A 24381-nucleotide genomic window follows, 5' to 3' on the forward strand; every position below is an offset into this window, starting at 1 on the left:
TGAGCCTAACGATTAAGAAATTAATCGTTAGGCTTTTTTATATAAAGTGAGGTGGGAATATTATGACCAAAAAACTTGCACTTGTTATACACAAGGATATAGTTGATGAATCAAAGCTAAAATATGATAATTTGGAGTTAATTTCAGTACAGAAGTTTAGAGAATTTCTATATGATTTTGAAGGATTTAAAGATTTAGAAAAGAAAGCGCAATTAGATGATAAGTCACTAATCTTATCTTATCAAAAGCTTGAAGAAGCAATGCTAAAAGGTAAGAAATTATTATTTTCGATTTTTGAAAATAATAAATTTGAGGGCGAATTATTTCAAAATAGTCTTGAAGAATTAGTTGAAAAATACCATTATGATTTATTAAAATTAAAGGTGTCTTCGGTAGCGGTGAGTGATAAATATGCTCATCCAGGCTATTTTAAGGATAGTTACAGTCGACGCGATGCTTCATGTAGTGTCGTTTTAAAGCAAGCTATTAGTAATGAGGATTTAGTAATATTAAGTAATTTTCTAGGAGGACAAACTTATGAGTGAAATTAAGCTAATTGCCATTGATATCGATGGGACTCTGGTTAATTCGAAGAAAGAGTTAACTGAAGGGGTTAAAGTGGCAATTAAAGAAGCGAAAAATCAAGGAATTAAGGTGGTAATTTGTACCGGACGGCCTCTTCCTGGAGTAACTAAACTTTTGAAAGAATTAGAACTAGATAATCAAGATGATCAATATGTGGTTTGTTTTGGCGGGAATGTGGTTGAAACAACGTCAGGTAAGCCATTATATCAAAATGGAATTTCCTATGAAGACTTTGTTGATTTAGAGTCGATTGCTCGTAAGAAAAATCTTCACTTCCAAGTGATTAGTCCAGATAGAATCTATACTAGCAACAAGGATATCGGCTACTATACCTTATATGAAGCTAATCTTGTTTCTATGGGAATTTCTTATCGAACGCCAGAAGAAATGAAAGATATTCCAATGGTAAAAGGGATGTTTATTGATGAACCGGAAATTTTAGACCCAGCGATTGCTGACCGGACATATTTTGCGCCATTAGAAGACCGCTTGGAATTTACTAAAACAGCTGCTTTTTATTATGAGGCATATACCAAGGGGGTTAATAAAGGAACTGCTTTAGATAAGTTGTGTGATATTTTGGGATTAACAGCTGATAATGTAATGGCTATCGGAGATGAAGAAAACGATATTCCAATGTTAGAATTCGCCAAAACAGCTGTTGCGATGGAAAATGCCGTACCTGCTGTGAAAGAAGTCGTGAATGAATTGACGGCTGACAATGATCATGACGGGGTAGCGAAGGCAATCAAACGTCTTGCGCTAAAATAAAGAGAGGGGCGATTTTATGAAGTTAGCACCATCAATTTTAAGTGCAGATTTTGCTAATTTAGCAACAGAGATTGGAAAAGTAGCTGATGCTGAGTATATTCACATTGACATAATGGACGGACATTTTGTGGATAATCTAACCTTTGGGGCTAATGTTGTTAAGGCTCTGCGTCCATACTCTAAACAAGTTTTTGATTGCCATTTAATGGTAACCAATCCAGAAAATATGCTAGACGTTTTAAAACAAGCAGGAGCGGACATTGTCGGAGTTCACTATGAAGCGTGTCCACACTTACATAGGACTTTAGTGAAGATTAAAGAGCTGGGTATGAAGGCGGAAGTTGTTATTAACCCAGCAACTCCAGTAAGTGTAATCGAACCAGTTTTAGCGATAGTTGATCAAGTGTTAGTCATGACAGTTGACCCAGGTTTAGGCGGACAAGTATTCTTGCAAGAAACATTATCAAAAATTAGTCAACTTGCAAAATACAAGCACCAACATGCCCTAAACTTTGAAATTGAAGTTGATGGGGGAATTAACGACCAAACTATTCAACTAGCTAAGAAAGCTGGCGCAACCGTGGCGGTAGCGGGATCCTATGTATTTAGGGTAGAGAACCCAGTTGAACGGCTAAACGCTTTACGCATAGGTGCAGCGGAGAGAAGATAACTAGTTTTTCTGATTAACGACTAGCGAAGATGTTATTTGGACGGATTTAGTGCTTACTAAAGTGAACTTTACGAATAATATAACGACAAATTTTTAACCTTGTCGTTATATTGCACCGTAGTACAAAGTTTACTGGTAAATGTTGAAATCACACGTTTTTCGGGTGTTAATTGGCATACAAATTATGCATCAAAATAGACTTTTTTAAACGATATAACGACAAGTTTTTTACTTTGTCGTTATATTTTAAAATGTCGTCGTTATATTTAAAAAGGTTGCTTCAGGGATCCTGGTGAAGTGCAACAAAAAAGTTAGACAAAAACAAAATATATTTTAAGCAGCTAAGACATGGGTCCGGTAATCAACTGGGCTCATGTTTTTTGTTTTGTTCGAAATTCGGTCGTTATTATACCAATTGATATACTTTCTGAAGAGCCATGTGAACTCAGCTATGTCCTTACAGCTCTTGATTTCAGGTAGCGATTCGATTTTGAAAAGGTGAAAAAACTCTCCATAGGGGCATTATCTAAACAATTTCCCTTGCGGGACATACTTTGGGTTAGACCCAATGAATCAATCTTTTCACGATAGTAGTCCAATTGATAGTGCCAACCTTGGTCAGAGTGAATAATGGGATTAACACCTTCAGGAAGTTTGTCTTCAAGTTGTTTTAACGTGTCCGAAATCAGCAGTTTATTTGGACTTTGGCTGATAGAAGCAGCTAAAACCTTAGCCTGGTCCAAGATGATTGACATATAGGCCCAAGTAGAATTACCTAAACGTATCTGTGAAACGTCAGTATGAAGGACGGTGTAGGGATTAGTGGCATCAAATGTTTGATTCAGTAGGTTTCGAGCCACCTTACCAATTGTACCTTTGTAAGAAGAATATCGGTCATTCTTAGGTCGATTGTACATCGCCAGTTGGACGCCTAATTCGCTCATTAAGCGACATAAGGTCGCTTCAGCCATATGGTAACCCGCCTCTTGGAGGAGTGGCAGTATACGGCGGTAGCCGTATGTGTAATTTCCCATCCACTTGCCTTTTTCCGCTATTCACGCTCTATCTTAACTTGCCGGAGTTCTTGTTTCAACGCCTCCATTTCGTCGTTTTCCTTCTTCAATATTTTACGGGCATTCTTCTTACTTATCTTTGACATCTTACTTGGCCTACCTTTCTTCTTCGGTTTCAAGGCCTCTAGTCCACCATCCCTAAATAAATAACTTGAACCATATAGATACCTGAGAACACAAGAGATTATAGGAAGAGGCAACTTCAGACATTGAAAAATCATTATTTAGGTAGTAGTTTATCACATAGAGCTTGAAATCAACAGAAAATTCACGCCTAGAATGTCGTAAATTCAATCCTTCAGGACCATTCTGATTGTAGGTAGCCCACCATCGTTTAACGGTTCCTTTCGGTAGAGAATACTTGTGCTCTAGAGAGAGTTGTGAATAACCAGTATCCAGATATTCCTGAATAACATCTAATTTAAATTTTTGAGCATATTTAGTCATATAAAAAGCACCTCATAATCGTTAGATTTTGTCTAACAATTATAAGGCACTTCAATGTAGGTTCATATTTAAGGGATTGCACTAGGATAATAGAGGGTTGCCTATAATTGACCCACATATTCTGAAAAATGCTAAGTAGCTAGTTAATAATGCAGATTTTGGTGATATAAAGATACTATATTTGTAATCGACGAGCCCCCTTACGGGTTTCGTTAGGGAGGCAGTGATATTTTTCACGGTATTTTTTAAAGAAAAATGTATGATTATTTATACCAACCGAGTCAATAATTTTATTAATTGAATCGGAAGAATTGATGAAAAGGTATCTTGCTTTTAAGAGACGTTCATTGGTACGCAAATCTCGAAAATTTTCACCAGTATTTGTTTTGATTAATGAACTTATATATGCTTTGTTGTAACCATATTTTTTAGCCAGGTCCTCCAGGGTTATAGTAGCGTAGTTTTCATGAATGTCATTAATGATTGAGGTTATTAATGTATTGGAATCACTATCTGAGAAATTATCAAAAGATTCTTGAGGATAATGACGCACGAATTTTGAAAACAGAATACTCATGTATCGATCTATGATTGGTGCAGATAATTTTTGGGATTGATAATACTCATTAATAATCTCATCAACAGTTGAGTCTATATCATAATTATGTTTAAAGAGTATGGAGGAGTCATCGTGATTTTTTTTACCTAGAGCGGCATTAGACAGAAAACCGTAGGTCAAGCTATTATTTTGTTGAATGTCATTTAGAAGACTAATAGAAATTTCGTGATTTCTAAAAATAATATTAATTAGGATGTCGTTATCCCCTAATGCTTTTATCGAGTGTCGGCTCCCAACATCCATGATTAAAATATCTCCTGAATGAAGTGTAATTTCTTGATTATTAACTTTTTGATGACATTTTCCTTTGAACATATAATTAATTTCTAGAAAATTATGCCCATGACAAGGATAATCTGCAAAGCGATTATGCTTACTAATATAAACATTACTATTTTTGAATAGAGTGTCATCAATTGTAGGAAGTCCATCCGAGAGTGTTCGGTTTAAGTCAAGGGACTCTAAGGGAATGTCATCAACAAAATGATGGGTTTTACGTTGTTTAATTTCAATTTTTGAAAAAGAATCTAATTGCTTTTGAATATCAGCACTAAGCATATGAACTCCTCCTCGTAATATCATATATTTACCACATTTATTATTATAAATGAAAATACATAAAATGGTTGCGTTTCCAAAAAAATAATACTAAATTTATTATTTTTTGTCATTGAAAGCGTTTGCTTAAAAGAAGTAGAATATCGGTGTAATCAGGAAATGATTCACGAAAGGAGTAAGAATTTATGGCAAGTAAGAGTAAAAATTTTTCTACTTGGGCTGTATCCTTAACTAATTTCTTAGATTCAGGATGTATTGTAGCCGGAGCTAGTGGGCTGACACTTTGGACCTCAGCGCTTAAGTTAGGAAGTTTTGAAGTAGGTTTGTTGGGGGCTCTGAGTGCCAATGCATTTGGCTCTGCGATTGGGGCTTTGATTGGTGGTCATTTGTCGGATAAATACGGTCGAAAAGTTATCTATACTTACGATATGCTTGTATATATGTTGGGAACATTAATTGTCGCATTTTCAATGAACTTTCCAATGTTATTAGCCGGTTTCTTAATTACCGGGATTGCCGTGGGTGCTGGGGTACCGGCATCATGGACTTATATTTCTGAAACGTCGGATGATAGTAAGCGAGCATACAATATTGGGGTTTCTCAATTTGCTTGGTCAATGGGTCCAGTACTTATTTTTATTGGTGGGACATTGTTAGCACCATTAGGCTTATTAGGCAATCGTATTTTATTTGGATTTTTAACAGTAGTGGCCTTCACAGCTTGGATGTTGCAACGTAACCTTGATGAATCAGCACAATGGGTTGAACAAAAGAAACGTGAACGTGAAACTGGTGAAAAACCTCACCCATACAAGGAATTATTCTCAAATTCAGTTAGTGTTAAATCGGTATTCTTCTTAATTGGGGTTTACATGTTCTGGAACTTGGTTGCTGGTGCGATGGGATTCTTCATGCCATTTGTTTACGAAACAGCTGGTGGTTTATCAAACTTCCAAGCTAACATGTTACAAGCTGTTTTATGGACGTTCACGGCCTTAGCTGGTTACTTTGGCTTTGCTAAATTTGGTGATAAAGTTAACCACCGGATGTTCTTCTTTGTAGGTGCTTTGATGGCCGTCGTATCTTGGGTAATTTTAACTTACATTGGTTTTGGCTGGACAGCTTTAATTGCTTTCGTAACAATTTGGGGTATCTCAGCAGGGATTGGTGCTCAAGCATGGTATGCTTTATGGGCCACAGAACTTTTTCCTACTAAGTACCGTGCCGGATCTCAAGGGGTAATGTTTTTCGTCGTTCGTGGTAGTGCGGGTATTTGGTCAATCATTTTCCCAACAATCCTTACAACGCTGGGCTTCAAGGTAGCCGGGACATTCATGATTGGTTTATTAGTAGTTTCACTATTAATCGGTACTTTATGGACACCCAAAACACGTGGTAAGTCACTTGAAGAAATTACTCATGAACGTTACGGTGAAGATGATATGTAGTGAATGGAGTTGAATTTTAATGTCAAAGACATATGTTGCGGTTGATATTGGTGCTTCAAGTGGACGTCTAATGTTAGCACAACTCAAAGATGGCAAGCTTGATTTACAAGAAATGCACCGTTTTAAGAATGGTTTTAAGTTTAGTCAAGGTCATGACCGCTGGGATATTGATCACTTAGTTGACGAAATATTCTGTGGCTTAGAAAAAATTAAACAAGCAGGTTATGATGAAGTATCATTAGGGATTGACACATGGGCTGTTGATTATGTTCTTGTTGGTGAAAATGGTGAAAAGTTACAAGATCCTGTAGCTTATCGAGACGAACGTACCAAAGAATCTATGGGAGACTTAACAACTAATGTCTCCAAAGAATACATTTATGAAAAAACAGGAATTCAATTTTTAAACTTCAATACCTTATACCAACTTTTTGCAGAAGATAAGGAACTATTGGCAAAAACGGCTAAGATTATGATGATTCCAGACTACCTAGGTTATGTATTAACAGGAAATGCAGTTACTGAAATAACCAATGCATCAACGACTCAAATGTTAAGTTTACGCGAAGGATTATTTGACGAAAAGTTACTTGAACAGGTCAACGTTTCCGCTAACCAATTTCCTAAGTTAGTCGATGCGGGTACTGTTTTGGGCCCAGTAGACTTAAAGTGGACTGAAAAGTATGACTTGCCTAAGATTGAAGTTGTAACGGTAGCAACTCACGACACGGCTTCTGCTGTTGTTGGTACTGCGGGTGAAGGGCACAATTGGGCTTACTTGAGTTCAGGAACTTGGTCATTAATTGGTACAGAATTAAAGGTACCCGAAAATGGTCCGGAAGCCTTTGCTGAAAACTATACTAATGAGTGGGGGGCTTATGGGACTTACCGTTTCTTGAAGAATATCATGGGACTTTGGATGATTCAATGTGTTAAAAGAGAACTTAATGATGAATATTCATTTGCTCAGTTGGCAGAAATGGCATCCAAGGAAGAACCATTCCAGCAATATATTGATGTTAATGATGATCGCTTTACCAATCCCGAAAATATGATTGCAGAAATCCAAGCTTATTGTGAAGAAAGTGGTCAAAAGATACCACAAACTCCAGGGCAATTAGCAATGGCTATTTACTCAAACTTGTCGCTGTACTATGCAAATGAATTAGATAAGATGGATAAAATTATGGGATACCACATTGATACCCTAAATATCGTTGGTGGTGGTTCAAATGTTGCCCTAATGAATCAACTTACTAGTACTGTTGCTAAACGTGATGTTTATGCGGGACCTAGTGAAGCAACAGCTGTGGGTAACATTGTTGTGCAAATGATTACTAATGGTGATATTTTAAATATCTATTTAGCTAGACGAATTATTTCTGGCTCATTTCCAATCAAACATTTCACACCAGAAGATGGTAAATATGAGGGACAATTAGATAAGTATCAAGAGTTTTTGAAAGTAAACAATTAACGAAAGGAAGTTTTGTCATGGTTAGAATGGGACAATTGATGCACGTAAATGCAGATGCGTACGAAGAATATGAAAAGAGACACAACAATTTATTTCCGGAAATGCGTGAAGCATTAAAGGAAGCGGGAGCACACAATTACTCAATTTTTTTAGATAAACGAACGGGAAATCTATTTGCTTATCTAGAAGTAGATGATGTTGATAAATACAATGCAATTGCGGAAATGGACGCATGTAAAAAATGGTGGGCTTACATGGAACCAATTATGGATACTAATCCAGATAAGAGTCCAATCGCGTTTGACTTAAAAGAAGTATTTCACTTAGATTAAAATTGTAAGCGTTATAATAGGAGGTTTTAACTTATGGTTAAAGAACAATCAATTCAAGAAGCATACGAAGTAGCAAAACAACGTTACGCCGAAATAGGTGTTGACACTGAAGAAGCAATGAAGAAATTGGCTGAGATTAAATTATCAGTTCACTGCTGGCAAGGTGATGATGTTCGTGGCTTCTTAAATCCAACTGAATTAGGTGATGGTTTAAGTGTTACAGGGAATTACCCAGGACGCGCACGTACTCCTGAAGAATTGACATCTGATTTACATGAAGCATTATCACTAATTCCAGGTAAGCACAAGGTGGCTTTACACAGTATTTATGCTGTAACCGATAAGAAGAAAGACTTAGATGAAGTTGGTCCAGAAGATTTTAAATTCTGGGTAGATTGGGCTAAAAAAGAAGGTATTGGTCTTGACATGAATGGGACTTTCTTTTCTCATCCAATGGTTCGTGAAAACTTAACTTTATCTAGTCCAGATAAGGACGTACGTGATTTCTGGATTAAAGTAGGTATTCAATCGCGCCGTATTGCTAACTATTTTGGTCAAGAATTAGGGCAACAATCGGTTAATAACTTTTGGATTCCAGATGGATACAAGGATAATCCAGTTGACAAGTTGGCTCCTCGTCAACGTTTAATTGAATCTCTGGATGAGATTTTAGCTGCAGATGAGTTTGATGAAAAGAATACCATCGAATCATATGAAGGTAAATTATTTGCTACAGGGATTGAATCTTACACAGTTGGTTCTCATGAATTCTACGATAACTACGCTTTGACACGTAATAAACTTTGGACAATTGATGCAGGTCACTTCCACCCAACAGAAGATGTTTCTGATAAGTTTACTTCATTCTTACCATTTGGTAAGGGATTAATGCTTCACGTTTCTCGCTCTGTTCGTTGGGACTCCGACCACGTAGTTATTATGGATGATGCCTTGGCACGGATTACGCGTTCATTAGTTCGCGATAACCTGCTAGACAAGACCAATGTTGGGTTAGACTTCTTTGATGCAACTGTAAACCGTGTGGCAGCATGGGTTGTTGGGGCTCGTGCAACACAAAAGAGTTTCTTACAAGCTCTACTTGCACCAATTCAAGATCTCAAAGATGCTGAAAATAGCTACGATTACACAACGCGTCTTGTTGAAACTGAAGAATTAAAATCCTTCCCATTTGGTGCTGTTTGGGATGAATTCTGCCGTCGCAACAATGTTCCCGTTGGTACGGATTGGCTTACAGAAGTTCGTCAATATGAAAAAAATGTACAATTGAAACGCGACTAACAGAGATAAAGGAAGGATAATCATGACAAAATTTATCGATTCATCATATGTAAAAGACCTATGTGATATCACATTCAGTTCGTACGACCATGGTTGGGATGAACGTAATGGTGGTAATGTAAGTATCCGTTTAACGGAAGAAGAAGTAGCTAGATTTGAAGATATTCATGATGTAACACGTGTTTATGAATTAGGTTTTGATGCTAAAGAACTTGCGGGACAATACTTCTTGGTAACTGCCTCTGGTCGTTACTTCCGGAATGTGATTAAGCGTCCGGATGTTGATGCTGGTTTAGTGAGAATTACTGAGGATGGACAAAAAGCCGAAGTACATTGGGGATTTACAGATGGCGCATGGCCAACTTCAGAATTTCCAACACACTTAATGTCGCACATTGCGCGCTTAAAGGTTGATCCAGGTCAACGAGTGGTTATGCACTGTCACCCAACTAACTTTATCGCCTTGTCATTTACGCAAGATTTAGATGAACGGAAATTATCTCGTCTTTTGTGGAAGATGCAAGCAGAATCTCTTGTTGTTTTCCCTGAAGGTGTAGGGATTATTCCTTACATGACACCAGGAACTAATGAAATTGGTGAAGCGACAGCTGCTAAGATGGCAGAATATAAGGTTGTTATGTGGCCACATCACGGGATTTTCGCTGTTGGTGGTGATCCTGACGAAACATTTGGTTTGATTGAAACCGTTGAAAAAGCAGCGTTGATTTACAGCCAAATTTGTGCTCAAGGTGGTCAAATCAAACAAGATATTACTGATGAACAACTTCACGAATTGGCAGATGCTTTCGGCGTAGTTGGCAATCCTAAATTTTTGGATTAGTCATTGATAAATTATCTTAAAAATGAAGTACTTTATGATTATTAGGAAAAGGTCAATAATCATAAAGTACTTTTTGTGATTAAATATCTGAGTTTGGATTACTCTTAACAGTTGCCAGAACACAAGTATTTGCTACCGAAGAACAATTTCAGAATGGTTAGCTACTTATAAACTAAATGTTCCTGAAGTATGTGAGAAATAATGCTACTACAATGACCAAATTCCAAAAATATGGGCCCGGTTGTGCTTACCGAGCCCATTTTTTAATGTTTATTGAAATAATTCTTGGTATTGGCCGTAACCTTCTTTTTCTAAATCCGCAACGCTAATGAAGCGTAGAGCTGCCGAATTGATGCAGTAACGCATTCCACCGGCTTCAACAGGACCATCAGCAAAGACGTGACCAAGATGACTGTCACCTTCTGGACTACGTACCTCTGTGCGTTCCATGCCAAAAGATTGATCGCGTTTGTAGGCTAATTTTTTAATAGGCTGGGTGAAACTAGGCCAACCACAACCAGCATCGTATTTATCTTTACTGGAGAAAAGCGGTTCACCCGAAACGATATCAACGTAAATCCCATCTTGGTAAAAATCATCGTATTTACCGGTGAAAGGATGCTCGGTAGCTGCGTTTTGAGTTACGTCATATTCTAATTGGGAAAGTTTCTTTAAAGCTTCATTTTTATTAAATGTCGTCATAAACATCTTCCTTTCTAACGAATTAAAGTATAAAATTTTGCACAATGTATTTCAAGATGTTTGCTCAAGCGTGCTATAATAAAGAAAAACTAAAGAAGGTAATTTTTTGAATATTACAGTGTATCTTGGTTCGACACCAGGGAAAGATGCTAAGTTGATGAAAGCGACTCAAGAGCTAGGACAATGGCTTGGTCAAAATGGGCATACGCTGGTTTATGGTGGTTCTAAGTCAGGATTGATGGGAATCTTGGCTGGAGCGACTCTTAAAGCTGGTGGCGAAGTCATTGGGGTTGAAGCACAGATGTTTATGGATGAAGGTGTTGAATTTGAAGGGTTGACTAAATTAATAGTGGAAAAGGATATTCCTGATCGACGCAAGACGATGATTAATTATGGTGAGGCTTTTATCGCTTTTCCTGGAGGGTTAGGGACCTTGGAAGAAATTTCTGAAATCATGTCTAAAAAAGCTCTCAATCAACTAGAAGGGGCGCCTTGTATTTTTTATAATTTCAATGGTTATTACGATGATTTAGAGCGAATGTTACATACTATGATAGATATGGAATTGTCAACTCCAGCCAAACAAAAAGGAATTCATTTCTGTCAGAACTTAGCGGAAATCGAAGGAATTTTAATGTAAGATTATCTCCGTATGTCAATTTAAAAAGGTTGATATATCGCTTTTTTCTCATACAAAAATGAGGGATTTTTTAGCGAATTTTGATAGTATTTGGGTGTTGGAAGTGTTATCTTTACTGTAAATTAAAAAACAGAAAGGATAACGTAATGAGTAAGATATTCAATGCTGATACCAATGTCTTTGTAGCTTTTTTGACAATGTTGGCTACTATTATAGGTCCCGTTTTAATTGTCACAGCCTTAGCTTTATTAGCTCAGTTAGCTTTTTAACATTTTTAATTTGTAAAAATGTTAAGAGGCAGAGAAAAGTCTTTAAAAGTAAAAACTGCGAGAGATCAGGCGGTTAAAAACGCTGATTTCTCGCAGTTTTTATTATGTTATCTTTAAGCTTTAGCTTTTTCTTCATGCTCCCAATCGTTTTGGAAGCGAGTGCAACTTACTTTATTGAAATGGTAGATTGGTCGACTGATATTTAGTTTGAGGGTAATTTTATCAAAATCGTTATTAAATTGTTCCAAACGATAAATGATTAACTTGCGTAAGTTAGTTACAGTTTTATCGTCTTGGCTATTAATCAAGATAATAAAGCGATTATCAGAATAACGGATTAGGATTCCACGACTTCCGATTAACCCCTTAATTGCATCTGTAATCGTAACAAGAATTTCGATACTTTTTGCTCCGCCAAGGTGCTTGTAAATTTGATAATAATTTGTTACGTCAATTACTATCCCTGTGACGGCTTTTTGTTTGGTTCTCCCTTGGATGACACGAGCAAAATAATCGCGGTTAAACAAAGCGGTAACCTCATCTCGGTAAATCATTTGGTTTTGAAGTTGTGAGAAAATTCCAACTACGGTGATGGCGATAATACACCAAAAAAAGGCATCAAACTTGAGAAAGTATTGTGCTAACCCACCCAAAATAATCATTATGCTGAATAGCGGGAAATTAAGAGCCCGTAAATTATTTTTATCGCGCAGATAAAGTAACAAGATAAAAATAAGGTAGATAAACCCGATGGTTAGATAGTAGTGGTAAAAAGAATATTTGGTTAAGGTACCAGCTTTACTAATATTAAAAGCTAATGGGGAGAAAATATTATAAATTAGAGACACTATGCCAACCAATAGTGGCGTAAGGTATGTGGGCCATTTAATTGAATTAATTTCGCCTTTAGAAAAATTTTGACAGAAAATCAAAAGTAAAAAAGGGATGAACATATATTCAAAATATTCAAAGCTTTTAGAGAAAAAGACCACTTTTAGTGCAAGTTCACTATGTAATCCAATTAAATGTGTTCCGATGATATTGAAAGCACAGGTTGAGATTAAATTAATACAGATAAGAAATAACAAAAAATCTTCCGTATTTTTGCGGGCTCTCCGCCAATTAGTCGTAAGAATGGTAATTATCATCAAAATAATTACAAATGAATTATTGATTATTAGGGGACTGAGTGAAGTTATCGTCATTTTTACTCCTTAATGATTGTGGGTAACGTAAGAGAATTTCATCGACTGTATCGGGACTCAAAACCGGTTCCGCTTCTAAAAGTTGGTAAGTAAATTCAAAATTTTGACAAACTTGGAGGATTTTTTGCCGATAGTTTTTAAGAACTTGTGTATCTTGTGAATTAAGAAAAATCCCTAAGGTATGCGTATTGAGGCGGACAAGACAACCTTTATGAAATAAAAGAGGATTGATACGCTGGCAGAGTTGTGCCATATTACTAATTCTTTGCTGGCCATCAGTATCAGAAAGTTCTAAAGTCAAAAATGATAAATTACTTTTTTTGTGTGTTAGGTGGTTACGTAAAAGGTAAAGTGTCCGGCGATTATTAGCGTTGACAAGTTTGTCGTGATAAAGATACTCTCTTTGAAGTATAAGTGAGGACCAAGCCCCGACAATACCATAGGTAATCCAAATTAAGGCTGGTGTGCTGTAAGTTAGTTCGTAAAAAGCGCTAATAAAAACGAGTGTGACGAACTGAAGAGATGGATAACGAATGTAGTAAGAACGCTTGAAACGTGCATAAAGATACATTGTGGCACATCCGATTAGGTAGAGCGCACCTAGAATTAGATTTGTCGTATAGAATCGATGCTGAGTAATAATATTGTCAGCACTGACACTAAAACAAAGTGGTACAAAAAGGTTAGTTACCGCCAAAAAGATGCCACCAATCAAGGGAATTGTTAGCAGGAATTTTATAAGTGGAGTAACTTTTTTGTGAAAGCGATGAGTAGTGGCCCACATACTTCCAAATGGTAGGAAGACCTCAAAGATAAGTTCAACTGTTTCACACAGGTATATTAGGAAATACCCCCAACTATTATGGTGTCCGTAGCACAACTGGCTCAAATAACCAAGTCCACAAATTATGGTAATGCTAGCTGAAATAAAAAAGGTGTAGATGTCAGCTTTACCTCGCAAATGCTTGTGCCAGTTGTTAGATATAATCAAAACGATTCCTAAAAGGAATCCTAATAAGTAATTAGTGGAATACGCAGGGTTAAAAAAATTAGAAATATGTATGCACCATCCTTTCGATTTTATATGTATGTACATTGTACACCTATTTCATTAAAATTGATACAAATAAAGAGATGGATTTAGAGATATTATCACGCTAAAAAACCGCCAGAAATCAACGTATTCTAGCGTGGTTTCTAGCGGTTATTACTTTATAAGGCTTTTTAATCAATAGTTATATGGTGTGTGTTAGAAATGGCTTCGGCCTTCTTGGGGAGCGTGACGGTTAAGACCCCATTTTGGTAAGAAGCAGAAATCTTACTTTCTTCAACATTAGCAAAAGCATATTGACGTGAGAAAGAGCCATAACTTCGTTCGCTTGTAATAAGGTTACCGTCAGCGTCACTTTCATCACTGAAAGAGTCACGTTTAGCAGAAATAGTTAAAACATTGTCTTTGAAGTCTAAAGCAATGTCTTTTTTCTCTACCCCAGGTAAGTCCACAACCACTTGGTAAGAATCGTCATTTTCTTTGATGTCAGACTTCATATCTTTAAAGGAATCCGACAAACCTGAGAAAAATGAACGTCCAAAGTTTCCAAAGAAACGGTCACTATCATCAAAAAGTTGATTGAAACGGTTGCTAAGATCATTAGCCATAATATCAAGTCCTTTCAAAAACATGTATTTCATCTCTACACCTTTATGATAGTTCTAATTATTTGAAAGTTCAAGTTAGAAGCTTGGAAATTTTATTAAAATTTTTCGAAATTCAAAGAGGAAAATTAGGTTATAAATCAAGTTTATAGACATGTATATCCAAGAAAAGTAGTGAATTTGATTTAAAAATAACTAAAATAGTGTATACTATAAGATAGGAATCTGGAAGAATATGCTTTCAGATAAAATTGGTTAGGGACCAAAATATTTTAGGGAGAAAAATAATGGGAAAATTAAATCAATCGATGAAAAATTGGTATCAGGATCAAATTGTTAGGGTTTTTGACGAGTATGATACAAGTGCTCAGAATGGTGTTACTTCACCAGAAATGCGGTCATGGTACCGTAAACAAGTCAGTGATTTGGCAGCTAAATTTGAAGGAATTGTTGATAGCGAATATAGTAGTTTAGTTGCACGTAAAGGGGGCACCGAGGGTATTACACTTGGTTACCAGCCATTTGCAATAACTAATGAAAAGAATAATGTTAAGGAATTTTTAGATAATTATTTAAACTTTCAACATGTGTATGAAGAAACCGAATGGGAAGAAATTTTTCGTCTTAAAAATGCCTTTTCTGGAAAAAGTGTCCAAATTGAGCTGCGCGAATCGAGTCGGGGCGTATCCTTCTCAGTTTTAACGGAAACTAATTCAAGTAAGATTTTTTATGGATCAAATGCCCTTATTGAGCTAATTGTCTATTTAAATAATTTATTTGAAATTTATCAACATCATTATTTAAAGGCGCATCAAGAAGAGTTATTAGCCTTGTTTAAACGGATTTTCGAACAACAATTTAACGAGGAAATTATCGAAGAAAAAACGAATTTAGTGGATATAACTTTAGTACATCAAATTAGAACCGCCCAAGCAACTTATGTCTTTTTAGCAAGTGAGCAGACTTTGAACCGTTATTTAGATATCGGAATTTTAAAATTGACAGGAATTGACTGGGTATTAGAGATTCCTCGTAGTCGTATGAATATTTTTGAAGATTTATATCGTTCTTTAATTACTTATGGTTTTTGTCGGGAATGGTGGTACGGTTCAATTACTTCTGATTACGACAAATACTTAAAAAAGGATTCTAACGAATATTTACGTAAAAAAGCAGGTCGGACTCACGTTCAAACAGCGTTATTAAAGAAAATTGCGATTGAAAAAGATGACTACCGTCTCTAAAAGTGTTCACCTTATAGAAGAAAATAGCTCTGGCAAATGGTCAGGGTTATTTGTTGTTTAAAAAATGGTAAATTGTTAAAATGTAAGAATAAAAACTGAGGAGGATGTTTGTGAAAAAAAGAAATCATCTTTGGAAAGTAATGCTAGTTTTAGCCCTCTTTTTAGCCCTAGGCTTTGCTAAAGAAAGTGGTAATCCTACAGTTACGCGGATAGTTAACGAGGTTGAATCGGTAGCAAAAATAGGGACTAATAAGGTTACTTCGGAAACTTCGAGTCATTTGAAGCAAAGTCAGGTGCAACCAGCTGAATACACTCCGAACCAAGAGTTGGCTCGAAGCGTTATGACTGATAATGTGGTGCGCCAGCTTGGCGGGAGCGGAAATATTGGCTGGAACGGGGTAGGGGCTTTCGTAATTAATAAAAATCAGACAGGGTTAACCGCTAAAAACGGGAATAGTCCTTATGCGCAAAATGAAGTTGACTCCATGGGACGTCCAACGGTCGCGAATGCTCTTTTGAATAAAACGAGTCGCCAATATCGTAACCGTGAAGAAACGGGGAATGGTCGCACTAACTGGCGTCCACGTGGTTTTATGCAGTTAACCAACTTATCGGGAACCTATAATCATGCCTATGATCGCGGACACTTGCTGGCGTATGCTCTGATTGGCAATATTCGAGGATTTGATGCCAGTGAGGCCAATCCTAAGAACATTGTAACGCAAACTGCCTGGGCTAATGAAGCTCAATCACGGGCTTCAACAGGGCAAAATTATTATGAATCGATTGTGCGTAAAGCTCTGGATCAAAATAAAACCGTTCGTTACCGTGTAACGGCCATTTATGATGGTAATAATATTGTGCCTGCTGGAACGCATTTGGAAGCTAAATCAGCAGATGGTAGTATCCAATTTAATGTTTTTGTACCAAATGTTCAAAAAGGCTTACAAATTAATTATTCTACCGGTCAAGCACATGTCGTTAATTAAGCTTTAAACCTTCCGCTGGGAGGTTTTTTTACGCTAAATAACTTGACCAGTTGCTGTAGCTTGCTTAAACTAAGCTTATAATCCAATTACGAGGAGGAATTTTATGACAGAATATCGTGATGTTTGGGACCTTGAGTCTATTTTTGCTGGTGGCAGTAGTTCCGCTGCCTTTCAAGCGCGTTTAGAAAAATTACAAGTTGAAATTAAAGAGTTGGCAGCCAAGATTACTACTTGGCAAGCTGATGTAGCTGGCTTAAAAGAAATTTTGACTATGATGACCAAAGTTGATCAAGGTTTAGAACAGTTGAGTGCCTTTGCGGAAGCTTTAAGTTCAGCTGACGTGACCGACAGTCAAGCGTTACAGCTTGATAGCCAAGTGATGGCATTAATACCAGAATACTCCCAAGTTAACAAGGAATTCCAGCGGAGTCTGGCACAGATTCCAGCTACTGAATGGGGAGACATATTAGCAGATCCTGAATTAAGCAAAGTTGCCTTTGTATTGGGTGAATACCGCCGGGATGGCGCAAATTTCTTATCAGCAACAGAAGAAAATATTATTGCTCAATTAAAGCTTGACGGCCAAACGGCCTGGAGTCGGCACTATGATGTTCTTTCTGGAAATTTAAAGGTAAATTATGGCGGAAAAGAATTGTCTGCCGGTCAAGCATTTAACTTAATGATGTCTTCAAAGGACAAGGAAGTTCGTGACCAACTTTTTGAAAAGTGGGAAGCAGCTTGGGGCCAAGATGAACAATTATATGCTGATACCCTTAACCACATTGATGGTGCGCGCTTAACTGACCAAAAGCTTCATGGCGTGACGGATTATCTCAAGGAACCACGGGAATATAACCGTCTTAAACAAGCAACTTTGGACCAAATGTGGGCAGTAGTTGCTCAAAATAAGCAACCGTTTGTTGAATATTTAAAGCGTAAGGCACAACTATTAGGGCGTCAAAAGCCTGTGTGGCAAGATCAGGAAGCACCAGTAATCTTAGGTGATTTTGAAGCTAAACACTACACTTTTAGTCAAGCAGCTGACTTTATCATGACTAACTTTCAAAAGTTTAGTCCTAAAATGGCCGCTTTGGCTAAGGAGGCCTTTGAAGGTCAATGGATTGAAGCTCAAGACCGTCCGGGAAAGCGGGCAGGTGGTTACTGTTCAAGTTTTCCTGAAAATAAAGAATCACGAATTTTCATGACTTTTGGTGGTTCGGTTAACGAAGTAGCTACGCTGGCCCATGAATTAGGACATGCTTTCCATAGTTCAGTGATGTGGGATTTACCTCACTTGAACCAAGCCTACGCAATGAATGTGGCGGAAACAGCTTCAACTTTTGCAGAACAAGTAGTCAATGATGCTGCGATTGCCAGTGTTACAAGTAAGGAAGAAAAGATTAACCTCTTGGACCAAAAGCTCCAAGGTGCGGTAGCGATGTTCTTTAACATTCATGCCCGTTACATCTTCGAAAGAAGTTTCTACGAAGCACGACAAACAAAGACTTTAAGTCCTGCAGAAATTTCTGAACTGATGGTTAAAGCGCAAAAAGAGGCTTTTGCAGATAGTTTGGCTAACTGGCACCCTCACTTTTGGGCGGCTAAGTTGCACTTCTATATTGATGATGTGCCGTTTTATAACTTCCCATATACCTTTGGTTATCTCTTTAGTCAGGGCATCTATGCTCGGGCTAAGGAAGTAGGGGGGAATTTTGAAGACCAATATATTGCACTTTTACGTGATACGGGGGCGATGACAACTGAAGAATTAGCCCAAAAACACCTCGGGGTTGACCTTACCCAAGCCGATTTTTGGCAAGCAGGAATTGATACTATTTTAGAAGATGTCAAGGAATTTATGTCTTTAACAGAGGAATATGTAAAATAGTGGAAAAGCAATGTCGTTGAGGCATTGCTTTTTTCACCTTTTGTAAACGGTTATGTTAGAATTAATTTGAGGTGATTTGATGAAGGAAAATTATACCGCTTTGCAGTTGGTATCTAAGTATCTACTGATTACAGGACAAACAGGGAGTGGCAAAACGACCGCTGCCTTAAAAATGATTATGGAACTCAAAGATAACGACCAGACGGTGATTGTTTTGGATCCGACGGGTGAATATGGTCAGCAGGAAGGAATAGTAACTTACAAGTTAGGAGAAAACTGCTTTATTGATCCGGGAAGTTTATCTGCTACCCAACTATTGGCGATTATGGAAATTGACAGTTCGATTTTATCTAAAAAGGTGGCTGCAGCCATACAGTCTTTGCGGATTAAGGCCAATTTACAAGGTGATTTACATAACGTTTATTCCAAACGAGGTATGGCGGTCAAAGCACACACAGCTCGTTTGAATCAACTAACTACTTGGATGCGCAATTACAATTATAAGTTATTGGGTCAGCAAGTTTTAGAAGAATTTGTATTACCTTATGCGGATGAACGAGCAAACTATCATCTCTTGGGTCAGGAGTATAATCGGCCCGCGATTAACGCACACTGGGAGGAAATTTTGGATCTCCAAGGTAGGAATAGCGAACCCCTCTTTCAGGAAATCTTTGGCAGCCATAATCGTCCAGGCCAGTCCAAGTTAGAGTTGAGTTATGTTTTGAATCTTTTCTTGAAAATCAAGGTTAAAAAGCGAGCCTTGGTTTTAGATATTTCAGGTTTAAAGCAGTATTCAGAGAGTCAAAAGCAGGTTTTATCCTTGATTTTACAGATTATTTTAGCAAACCGGAGTCAAAGTAAGGAAAAATTTCCTATAACGATTTTTATTGATGAAGCTCACCGTTACTTGCCAACGAAGGAAATTGATCTGAGTCAAAATGGGATGTTTCAACTTTTACGAGAAGGACGCAAATATGGTTTGAATTTGGCGGTTGTAACCCAGTCACCACTTGATTTACCTGCCAGCATGCTAGGGCAGTTCCACAACTATTTAATACATCACTTAGCTAATCCTACAGAATTTACTGCTTTGAATGCGCAAGGCTTAAATTATGCGGAAATTTCACAATTAAAAGTAGGCCAGGCGTTGGTTTGTTTAGACAATATATTTATGGAAAGAGAGTAAATTGCTATTTGTGAGATAAAACGCATACAAAAAAATTATTGAATTAATTCATTTTAATGTAAGCTTTGTGGCCTTGTTAATAAAAATACAAGCGAAATAAAGCGTTGCCAATTGCTTTGATATAGTCTATTCTGAGATAGTAGTATTTAGTAAAGGCAGGTTTTAATGTATGCAGAAAAATAGACGACTTCAGAGAATTGTTTTTGCAGCTTTATTGTTAGTAATTTTAATTATTTGCGCGCAAATATTGTTACCATTACCCGCAATTCCTTTAACGCTTCAACCCTTGGGGGTCGGGGTGATTGGGAGTCTGTTGCCGGTGGCTTTGGCTGGTGAAACAATCATTGCTTATTTAATTTTAGGGGCGGTAGGTTTACCTGTTTTTGCTGGTTTTGCTGGTGGGGTAGCGGCTTTCATGACTCCAAGTGGGGGGTACTTGCCTTCATTCTTTGTTTATGCCGTTTTGGTAGCCTTATTTTTACATAAGCGGGCAAAGTCTTATATTAATGTTTTAGTGGCAAATTGTATAGCTGCGCTAGTTTACTTGGTTTTAGGCTCTATGTGGTTGATGATTCCGGGAATTGCTGGAATGTCTTTTAAAGCGGCAATTTGGGCAGGGACGATTCCTTTTGTGATACCAGTTTTCGTTGAAATTTTGGTTTATACTCCGATTGTGGTACGTGTTAATCAAATCATTGAAAGAAAAGGACTTTTTAAAGATTAGTTGGAAAGTTGACGGTCTAAATGGCGGTCAATTTTTTAATGCCTTATTGTGCATAATATCACGAAATTGACAGCGCTTTCACAAAGTGATAAACTGACCATATCAAAATATGAAAGAAGGATTTGAGATTATGACAGCATATTACAATGGATTTCCTCAAAGTGATAAGGACGAAAAAATTACCATGGTTAATGTGGATGAATTAGAAGAAAAAGTTAAAGAAGTCATGCCGGAACCAGCTTATTACTACATTGCTTCTGGTTCAGAAAACGAATGGACTTGGCGTAATAATACGGCTGCTTTCAACCACTTTCAAATCGTACCTCGTTCATTGACAGATATGGATAATCCTTCTACGGCAACTGAATTTATGGGGATGAAACTTAAGACGCCAATCATGATTGCCCCAATTGCTTGTCATGGAATTGCTCATAAGGATGCAGAGATAGCTACGGCGCAAGGGGCCAAGGCAGCTGGAGCCCTCTTCTCCTCTTCAACTTATGCTAATAAGAGTGTAGAAGAGATTGCAGCGGCGACTGGAGATGCTCCTCGTTTCTTCCAACTCTATTTAAGTAAGGATTGGGAGTTCAACCAAATGGTTTTTGATGCTGTTAAAGCAGCCGGATACAAGGGGATTTTTTTGACCGTGGATGCCTTGGTTTCCGGTTATCGGGAAGCTAATTTACGGACCAACTTTACTTTCCCAGTACCTTTGGATTTCTTTACCCGTTACTTAGGCGGGAAGGGTGAAGGGCAGAGTGTGGCTCAAATGTACGCTTCTTCAGCTCAAAAGATAGGTCCGGCTGATGTAGCTCGCATTAAGGAAATGTCTGGTTTACCCGTTTTCATCAAAGGTGTTATGAATGCTGATGATGCCTACTTGGCTTTGGGAGCTGGTGCTGACGGGATTGTTGTGTCTAACCACGGTGGTCGTGAAATTGATGGGGCTCCCGCAACTATTGATATGTTGCCAGAAATTGCTCGGGCCGTTAATAAGCGTGTGCCAATCGTCTTTGATTCAGGAGTACGTCGTGGTTCGCATGTTTTTAAGGCTTTAGCTTTAGGGGCTGACTTAGTCGGAATTGGTCGTCCTTACCTTTATGGTTTAGCCTTAGGTGGTGCTAGTGGGGTTCAATCAGTGATTGAACAAATCAATTCTGAATTAGAAATTGATATGCAATTAACTGGCTGCAAGACCATTGAGGATGTTAAGCATGCTGATGTGCGTAATTTATCCTATGGACTAGATAACTTGCCATCTTCAACTAGCCCAAAAGTTCGCAAGCCATATCCTGTGACTGCTGAAAACCAAATGAAGGTTGAAGCTGAAACAGATGCAACTTCTGGGGCCTCGAGTCATTGATTTTTTTGGAAGGCTCTGTCACAACAAATGGTTGATTTTTGACGAGAAATAGCGTATAACAATAGTAAGAAACAGTACCACCGAAGGAGGTAATTGGATATGCCTACTATCAAAGACGCATTAGATATTATCGGTAAGTTGACTGTCGCAGAGCAGGAAAGCCTTAAAACAATGCTTTTAAGTCCTGCCTTTGTAAAGTCTTTGAATATTGAAGATTTCGTAGCAAAGGAACGCTTTGCAAATGGTCGTGTATGCCCTCTTTGTGGCTGTATCCATGTGGTTCGCAATGGTCATCGTAAAGATGGCACACAGCGATATGTATGTAAGGATTGTGGCAAGTCCTTCGTGATTGCTACGAACTCCATTGTGTCTGGTACAAGAAAAGACTTGTCCGTGTGGGAGCAGTACATTGATTGTATGATGAATGGCTTATCCATTCGTAAGACTGCTGTTGCTTGTGGGATTCACAGAAACACCGCATTCCTTTGGAGACACAAGATTTTGGATGCACTTCAGAATATGGCAGACGATGTTACCCTTGACGGCATTATTGAGGCTGACGAAACTTTTTTCGCCATCTCGTACAAGGGCAATCATAGCAAGAGTAAGACATTTGCTATGCCACGCAAGGCTCATAAGCGTGGTCATTCTACACATATCAGAGGCTTGTCCCAAGAAAAGGTATGTGTTCCTTGTGCGGTTAATAGGAATGGCTTGTCTATCTCCAAGATTACGAATACTGGTAGAGTTTCTACAAGAGATTTACATCATATTTATGATGGTAGGATTAAGACCAATTCCACTCTTGTTACGGACAAGATGAACTCCTATGTGAGATTTACAAATGCCAATGGCACTGACCTTGTGCAGTTAAAGACTGGCAAAGCCAAGAAAGGCATTTATAATATCCAACATATCAATAGCTACCATAGCCAGCTAAAGAGGTTTATGCGTGGCTTTAACGGTGTTTCTACCAAGTATCTGAACAACTATCTTGTGTGGAATAACCTTGTAAATTACGCCAAAGAAAGCGACATGGAGAAAAGGAACATCTTCTTAACTTTTGTTTTGGCAACATTGAAAACTGCTAAATGCAGAGATTTATCAAACAGACCAGCAGTTCCTCTGGTCGCCTAATTAGAATTTGTGGAGATGATAAGATGGTCAATATAACAGATGTAAAACAGATTCTTCAATTTGCAATAGATGCGGAGATTAAAGTCTTTCTTGATGGTGGCTGGGGTGTAGATGCTCTTCTTGGATATCAGTCAAGAGCCCATAATGATATTGACATTTTTGTAGAAAAGAACGATTATCAGAACTTTATAGAAATAATGAAAGCTAATGGCTTTTATGAGATTAAGATGGAATATACAACATTGAACCATACTGTATGGGAAGATTTGAAAAACAGAATTATTGATTTGCATTGTTTTGAATATACGGACGAAGGTGAAATTCTTTATGATGGGGATTGTTTTCCGGTAGAAACTTTTTCGGGTAAAGGAAGAATTGAGGAAATAGAGGTTTCCTGTATTGAACCATATAGTCAAGTAATGTTCCATCTGGGATACGAGTTTGATGAAAATGATGCACATGATGTGAAGTTATTGTGTGAGACATTTCATATCGAAATTCCAAATGAGTATAGATAACTGCAAATAACAGTTTGTAGGGGAGTTCTGATACTCCCCTATAAAAATGGCTATTTATCAACTGTTTGTTGTGACATAGCCTTTTGGAAAAGTCTTTCTTGAAGCGAAGGGCTTTTTTGATTTGTTAAATTCCGGCATAGTCGGTTATACTAAAATCATGATTAAAATTGATTGAGGTGTTGTTAATGAAACTAAGATTAGCCCAAAACCATGACTTAGACCAAATTGAAGTGATGCTAGAAGATGCTCGTGCTTTTTTAAAGGCCTCTGGTAGCAGCCAATGGCAAAGTGGAAGCCCTAACCGTGAAGTTTTTGCCCAAGATATTGCTAATGGTACATGTTACGTATTAGAAGACCAAAAACAAGTGATTGCTGTGGCAACTTTATTAGTTGGACCTGATCCTAGCTATGCTGAAATTCGTGATGGCTCTTGGTTGCAAGCTAGTGATAACTATATAGCCATTCACCGAGTCGTCACATCTGGCAAAATTCGAGGTAAGGGGCTAGGAAAGATTTTCTTGCAAATGTTATTAGCACACATTCAAAGCCAAGGCTTTAAAGCAGCGCGGATTGATACTTTTCGGATTAACTATCCTATGCAAAAAGTGGCTACCAAGGTAGGTTTTAACTACTGTGGCTTAGTTACAGTAGATGACCCAATTGACGGTGAACGTTTGGCATATGAAGTGGTATTTTAGGTAGGAAGTATGGCTGGGGGAACTTACGAAGTCCTAAATTAG

Annotated in this window: 27 protein-coding genes; 19 read left to right on the forward strand and 8 right to left on the reverse strand. The window is 37.7% G+C overall.

Annotated elements, in window-relative coordinates; genetic code table 11:
- Positions 1 to 62 precede the first annotated feature (62 nt).
- Genes FC36_RS10970 through rpe form a run of 3 tightly spaced genes read left to right on the forward strand, consistent with a single transcriptional unit; the run spans position 63 to position 2026 of the window.
- Complete coding sequence (locus FC36_RS10970; protein ID WP_025021369.1) at positions 63 to 545, forward strand: hypothetical protein; 483 nt, start codon at positions 63 to 65, stop codon at positions 543 to 545.
- Positions 538 to 1356, forward strand: a complete 819-nt coding sequence (gene yidA, locus FC36_RS10975; RefSeq protein WP_025021370.1) for a sugar-phosphatase — start codon at positions 538 to 540, stop codon at positions 1354 to 1356. Before FC36_RS10970 ends, yidA begins: the two co-directional genes overlap by 8 nt.
- A gap of 16 nt (positions 1357 to 1372) precedes the next feature.
- The gene (gene rpe, locus FC36_RS10980; protein ID WP_025021371.1) at positions 1373 to 2026 is read left to right on the forward strand and encodes a ribulose-phosphate 3-epimerase; all 654 of its coding nucleotides are present in this window, start codon (positions 1373 to 1375) and stop codon (positions 2024 to 2026) included.
- Positions 2027 to 2359: 333 nt separating this feature from the next.
- Here rpe and FC36_RS12755 read toward each other — a convergent pair whose 3' ends face one another.
- The 4 genes from FC36_RS12755 to FC36_RS10995 form a co-directional block, all read right to left on the reverse strand.
- Complete coding sequence (locus FC36_RS12755; protein ID WP_155889643.1) at positions 2360 to 2515, reverse strand: IS3 family transposase; 156 nt, start codon at positions 2513 to 2515, stop codon at positions 2360 to 2362.
- A complete protein-coding gene (locus FC36_RS10985) occupies positions 2476 to 3060 on the reverse strand; it encodes a DDE-type integrase/transposase/recombinase (protein ID WP_156409593.1) in 585 nt (194 codons plus the stop codon). Before FC36_RS10985 ends, FC36_RS12755 begins: the two co-directional genes overlap by 40 nt.
- 177 nt (positions 3061 to 3237) lie before the next feature.
- The gene (locus FC36_RS10990) at positions 3238 to 3546 is read right to left on the reverse strand and encodes a helix-turn-helix domain-containing protein (protein ID WP_235805825.1); all 309 of its coding nucleotides are present in this window, start codon (positions 3544 to 3546) and stop codon (positions 3238 to 3240) included.
- 175 nt (positions 3547 to 3721) lie between these two features.
- Entirely contained in the window at positions 3722 to 4723 is a 1002-nt protein-coding gene (locus FC36_RS10995) for an AraC family transcriptional regulator (protein ID WP_025021213.1), read from the reverse strand.
- A 185-nt stretch (positions 4724 to 4908) separates the two neighbouring features.
- Here FC36_RS10995 and FC36_RS11000 point away from each other — a divergent pair, with 185 nt between their 5' ends.
- The 5 genes from FC36_RS11000 to rhaD are packed head-to-tail and all read left to right on the forward strand — an operon-like array spanning position 4909 to position 10120.
- Complete coding sequence (locus tag FC36_RS11000; protein WP_025021214.1) at positions 4909 to 6171, forward strand: MFS transporter; 1263 nt, start codon at positions 4909 to 4911, stop codon at positions 6169 to 6171.
- 19 nt (positions 6172 to 6190) lie between these two features.
- On the forward strand, positions 6191 to 7648 hold the full coding sequence (gene rhaB / locus FC36_RS11005; RefSeq protein WP_025021215.1) for a rhamnulokinase: 1458 nt from the start codon (positions 6191 to 6193) through the stop codon (positions 7646 to 7648).
- Positions 7649 to 7665: 17 nt separating this feature from the next.
- A complete protein-coding gene (rhaM, locus tag FC36_RS11010; protein ID WP_025021216.1) occupies positions 7666 to 7980 on the forward strand; it encodes an L-rhamnose mutarotase in 315 nt (104 codons plus the stop codon).
- 33 nt (positions 7981 to 8013) lie between these two features.
- Positions 8014 to 9279, forward strand: a complete 1266-nt coding sequence (locus FC36_RS11015) for an L-rhamnose isomerase (RefSeq protein WP_025021217.1) — start codon at positions 8014 to 8016, stop codon at positions 9277 to 9279.
- A 22-nt stretch (positions 9280 to 9301) separates the two neighbouring features.
- A complete protein-coding gene (gene rhaD / locus FC36_RS11020; protein ID WP_025021218.1) occupies positions 9302 to 10120 on the forward strand; it encodes a rhamnulose-1-phosphate aldolase in 819 nt (272 codons plus the stop codon).
- Positions 10121 to 10390: 270 nt separating this feature from the next.
- Here rhaD and msrB read toward each other — a convergent pair whose 3' ends face one another.
- On the reverse strand, positions 10391 to 10822 hold the full coding sequence (gene msrB / locus FC36_RS11025) for a peptide-methionine (R)-S-oxide reductase MsrB (RefSeq protein WP_155889620.1): 432 nt from the start codon (positions 10820 to 10822) through the stop codon (positions 10391 to 10393).
- 106 nt (positions 10823 to 10928) lie between these two features.
- Between msrB and FC36_RS11030 the strand changes: the two genes are divergently transcribed.
- Positions 10929 to 11462: an LOG family protein gene (locus tag FC36_RS11030; protein WP_025021220.1), complete on the forward strand. Its 534-nt coding sequence runs from the start codon at positions 10929 to 10931 to the stop codon at positions 11460 to 11462.
- Positions 11463 to 11608: 146 nt separating this feature from the next.
- Positions 11609 to 11731 carry a hypothetical protein gene (locus tag FC36_RS12635; protein WP_263640305.1) on the forward strand — a complete coding sequence of 41 codons (123 nt, stop codon included), beginning with the start codon at positions 11609 to 11611 and terminating at the stop codon, positions 11729 to 11731.
- Positions 11732 to 11844: 113 nt separating this feature from the next.
- On the opposite strand, the gene FC36_RS11035 is transcribed toward FC36_RS12635, so the two are convergent.
- The 3 genes from FC36_RS11035 to FC36_RS11045 all read right to left on the reverse strand — a co-directional run bounded on the left by FC36_RS11035 (position 11845) and on the right by FC36_RS11045 (position 14595).
- Positions 11845 to 12579, reverse strand: coding sequence for a diguanylate cyclase domain-containing protein (locus tag FC36_RS11035; protein WP_162257672.1), 735 nt, complete (start codon positions 12577 to 12579; stop codon positions 11845 to 11847).
- Positions 12580 to 12898: 319 nt separating this feature from the next.
- Positions 12899 to 13633, reverse strand: coding sequence for a hypothetical protein (locus FC36_RS11040; RefSeq protein ID WP_155889621.1), 735 nt, complete (start codon positions 13631 to 13633; stop codon positions 12899 to 12901).
- 527 nt (positions 13634 to 14160) lie between these two features.
- On the reverse strand, positions 14161 to 14595 hold the full coding sequence (locus FC36_RS11045; protein WP_025021223.1) for an Hsp20/alpha crystallin family protein: 435 nt from the start codon (positions 14593 to 14595) through the stop codon (positions 14161 to 14163).
- A gap of 284 nt (positions 14596 to 14879) precedes the next feature.
- On the opposite strand from FC36_RS11045, the gene FC36_RS11050 reads away from it, so the two are divergent.
- From FC36_RS11050 to FC36_RS11090, 9 genes are all read left to right on the forward strand, one after another.
- Positions 14880 to 15836, forward strand: coding sequence for a hypothetical protein (locus FC36_RS11050; protein WP_023860493.1), 957 nt, complete (start codon positions 14880 to 14882; stop codon positions 15834 to 15836).
- Between the two features lie 104 nt (positions 15837 to 15940).
- On the forward strand, positions 15941 to 16825 hold the full coding sequence (locus FC36_RS11055; protein WP_023860492.1) for a DNA/RNA non-specific endonuclease: 885 nt from the start codon (positions 15941 to 15943) through the stop codon (positions 16823 to 16825).
- Positions 16826 to 16928: 103 nt separating this feature from the next.
- Positions 16929 to 18713, forward strand: a complete 1785-nt coding sequence (locus FC36_RS11060) for a M3 family oligoendopeptidase (protein ID WP_056986964.1) — start codon at positions 16929 to 16931, stop codon at positions 18711 to 18713.
- A gap of 79 nt (positions 18714 to 18792) precedes the next feature.
- Entirely contained in the window at positions 18793 to 19899 is a 1107-nt protein-coding gene (locus FC36_RS11065; RefSeq protein WP_056986967.1) for an ATP-binding protein, read from the forward strand.
- 169 nt (positions 19900 to 20068) lie between these two features.
- The gene (locus FC36_RS11070; protein WP_056986969.1) at positions 20069 to 20623 is read left to right on the forward strand and encodes a biotin transporter BioY; all 555 of its coding nucleotides are present in this window, start codon (positions 20069 to 20071) and stop codon (positions 20621 to 20623) included.
- Positions 20624 to 20753: 130 nt separating this feature from the next.
- On the forward strand, positions 20754 to 21986 hold the full coding sequence (locus tag FC36_RS11075) for a lactate oxidase (protein ID WP_025021424.1): 1233 nt from the start codon (positions 20754 to 20756) through the stop codon (positions 21984 to 21986).
- Positions 21987 to 22085: 99 nt separating this feature from the next.
- Positions 22086 to 23123, forward strand: a complete 1038-nt coding sequence (locus FC36_RS11080; protein ID WP_025021423.1) for an IS1595-like element ISSag10 family transposase — start codon at positions 22086 to 22088, stop codon at positions 23121 to 23123.
- A 23-nt stretch (positions 23124 to 23146) separates the two neighbouring features.
- A complete protein-coding gene (gene lnu(C), locus FC36_RS11085) occupies positions 23147 to 23641 on the forward strand; it encodes a lincosamide nucleotidyltransferase Lnu(C) (RefSeq protein WP_002837187.1) in 495 nt (164 codons plus the stop codon).
- A gap of 185 nt (positions 23642 to 23826) precedes the next feature.
- Positions 23827 to 24339 (forward strand): GNAT family N-acetyltransferase, encoded by a 513-nt coding sequence (locus FC36_RS11090; protein ID WP_035188810.1) that lies wholly within the window; start codon positions 23827 to 23829, stop codon positions 24337 to 24339.
- Positions 24340 to 24381 lie beyond the last annotated feature (42 nt).

This window comes from Ligilactobacillus equi DSM 15833 = JCM 10991, from assembly GCF_001435735.1.
Classification (GTDB): Bacteria; Bacillota; Bacilli; order Lactobacillales; family Lactobacillaceae; genus Ligilactobacillus; species Ligilactobacillus equi.

Coding starts and splice junctions, on each gene's coding strand:
- FC36_RS10970 (WP_025021369.1), top strand. CDS start 63: ATGACCAAAAAACTTGCACTTGTTATACACAAGGATATAGTTGATGAA.
- yidA (WP_025021370.1), top strand. CDS start 538: ATGAGTGAAATTAAGCTAATTGCCATTGATATCGATGGGACTCTGGTT.
- rpe (WP_025021371.1), top strand. CDS start 1,373: ATGAAGTTAGCACCATCAATTTTAAGTGCAGATTTTGCTAATTTAGCA.
- FC36_RS10985 (WP_156409593.1), bottom strand. CDS start 3,060: ATGGGAAATTACACATACGGCTACCGCCGTATACTGCCACTCCTCCAA.
- FC36_RS10990 (WP_235805825.1), bottom strand. CDS start 3,546: ATGACTAAATATGCTCAAAAATTTAAATTAGATGTTATTCAGGAATAT.
- FC36_RS10995 (WP_025021213.1), bottom strand. CDS start 4,723: ATGCTTAGTGCTGATATTCAAAAGCAATTAGATTCTTTTTCAAAAATT.
- FC36_RS11000 (WP_025021214.1), top strand. CDS start 4,909: ATGGCAAGTAAGAGTAAAAATTTTTCTACTTGGGCTGTATCCTTAACT.
- rhaB (WP_025021215.1), top strand. CDS start 6,191: ATGTCAAAGACATATGTTGCGGTTGATATTGGTGCTTCAAGTGGACGT.
- rhaM (WP_025021216.1), top strand. CDS start 7,666: ATGGTTAGAATGGGACAATTGATGCACGTAAATGCAGATGCGTACGAA.
- FC36_RS11015 (WP_025021217.1), top strand. CDS start 8,014: ATGGTTAAAGAACAATCAATTCAAGAAGCATACGAAGTAGCAAAACAA.
- rhaD (WP_025021218.1), top strand. CDS start 9,302: ATGACAAAATTTATCGATTCATCATATGTAAAAGACCTATGTGATATC.
- msrB (WP_155889620.1), bottom strand. CDS start 10,822: ATGACGACATTTAATAAAAATGAAGCTTTAAAGAAACTTTCCCAATTA.
- FC36_RS12635 (WP_263640305.1), top strand. CDS start 11,609: ATGAGTAAGATATTCAATGCTGATACCAATGTCTTTGTAGCTTTTTTG.
- FC36_RS11045 (WP_025021223.1), bottom strand. CDS start 14,595: ATGGCTAATGATCTTAGCAACCGTTTCAATCAACTTTTTGATGATAGT.
- FC36_RS11050 (WP_023860493.1), top strand. CDS start 14,880: ATGGGAAAATTAAATCAATCGATGAAAAATTGGTATCAGGATCAAATT.
- FC36_RS11055 (WP_023860492.1), top strand. CDS start 15,941: ATGTTTGTGAAAAAAAGAAATCATCTTTGGAAAGTAATGCTAGTTTTA.
- FC36_RS11060 (WP_056986964.1), top strand. CDS start 16,929: ATGACAGAATATCGTGATGTTTGGGACCTTGAGTCTATTTTTGCTGGT.
- FC36_RS11065 (WP_056986967.1), top strand. CDS start 18,793: ATGAAGGAAAATTATACCGCTTTGCAGTTGGTATCTAAGTATCTACTG.
- FC36_RS11070 (WP_056986969.1), top strand. CDS start 20,069: ATGCAGAAAAATAGACGACTTCAGAGAATTGTTTTTGCAGCTTTATTG.
- FC36_RS11075 (WP_025021424.1), top strand. CDS start 20,754: ATGACAGCATATTACAATGGATTTCCTCAAAGTGATAAGGACGAAAAA.
- FC36_RS11080 (WP_025021423.1), top strand. CDS start 22,086: ATGCCTACTATCAAAGACGCATTAGATATTATCGGTAAGTTGACTGTC.
- FC36_RS11090 (WP_035188810.1), top strand. CDS start 23,827: ATGAAACTAAGATTAGCCCAAAACCATGACTTAGACCAAATTGAAGTG.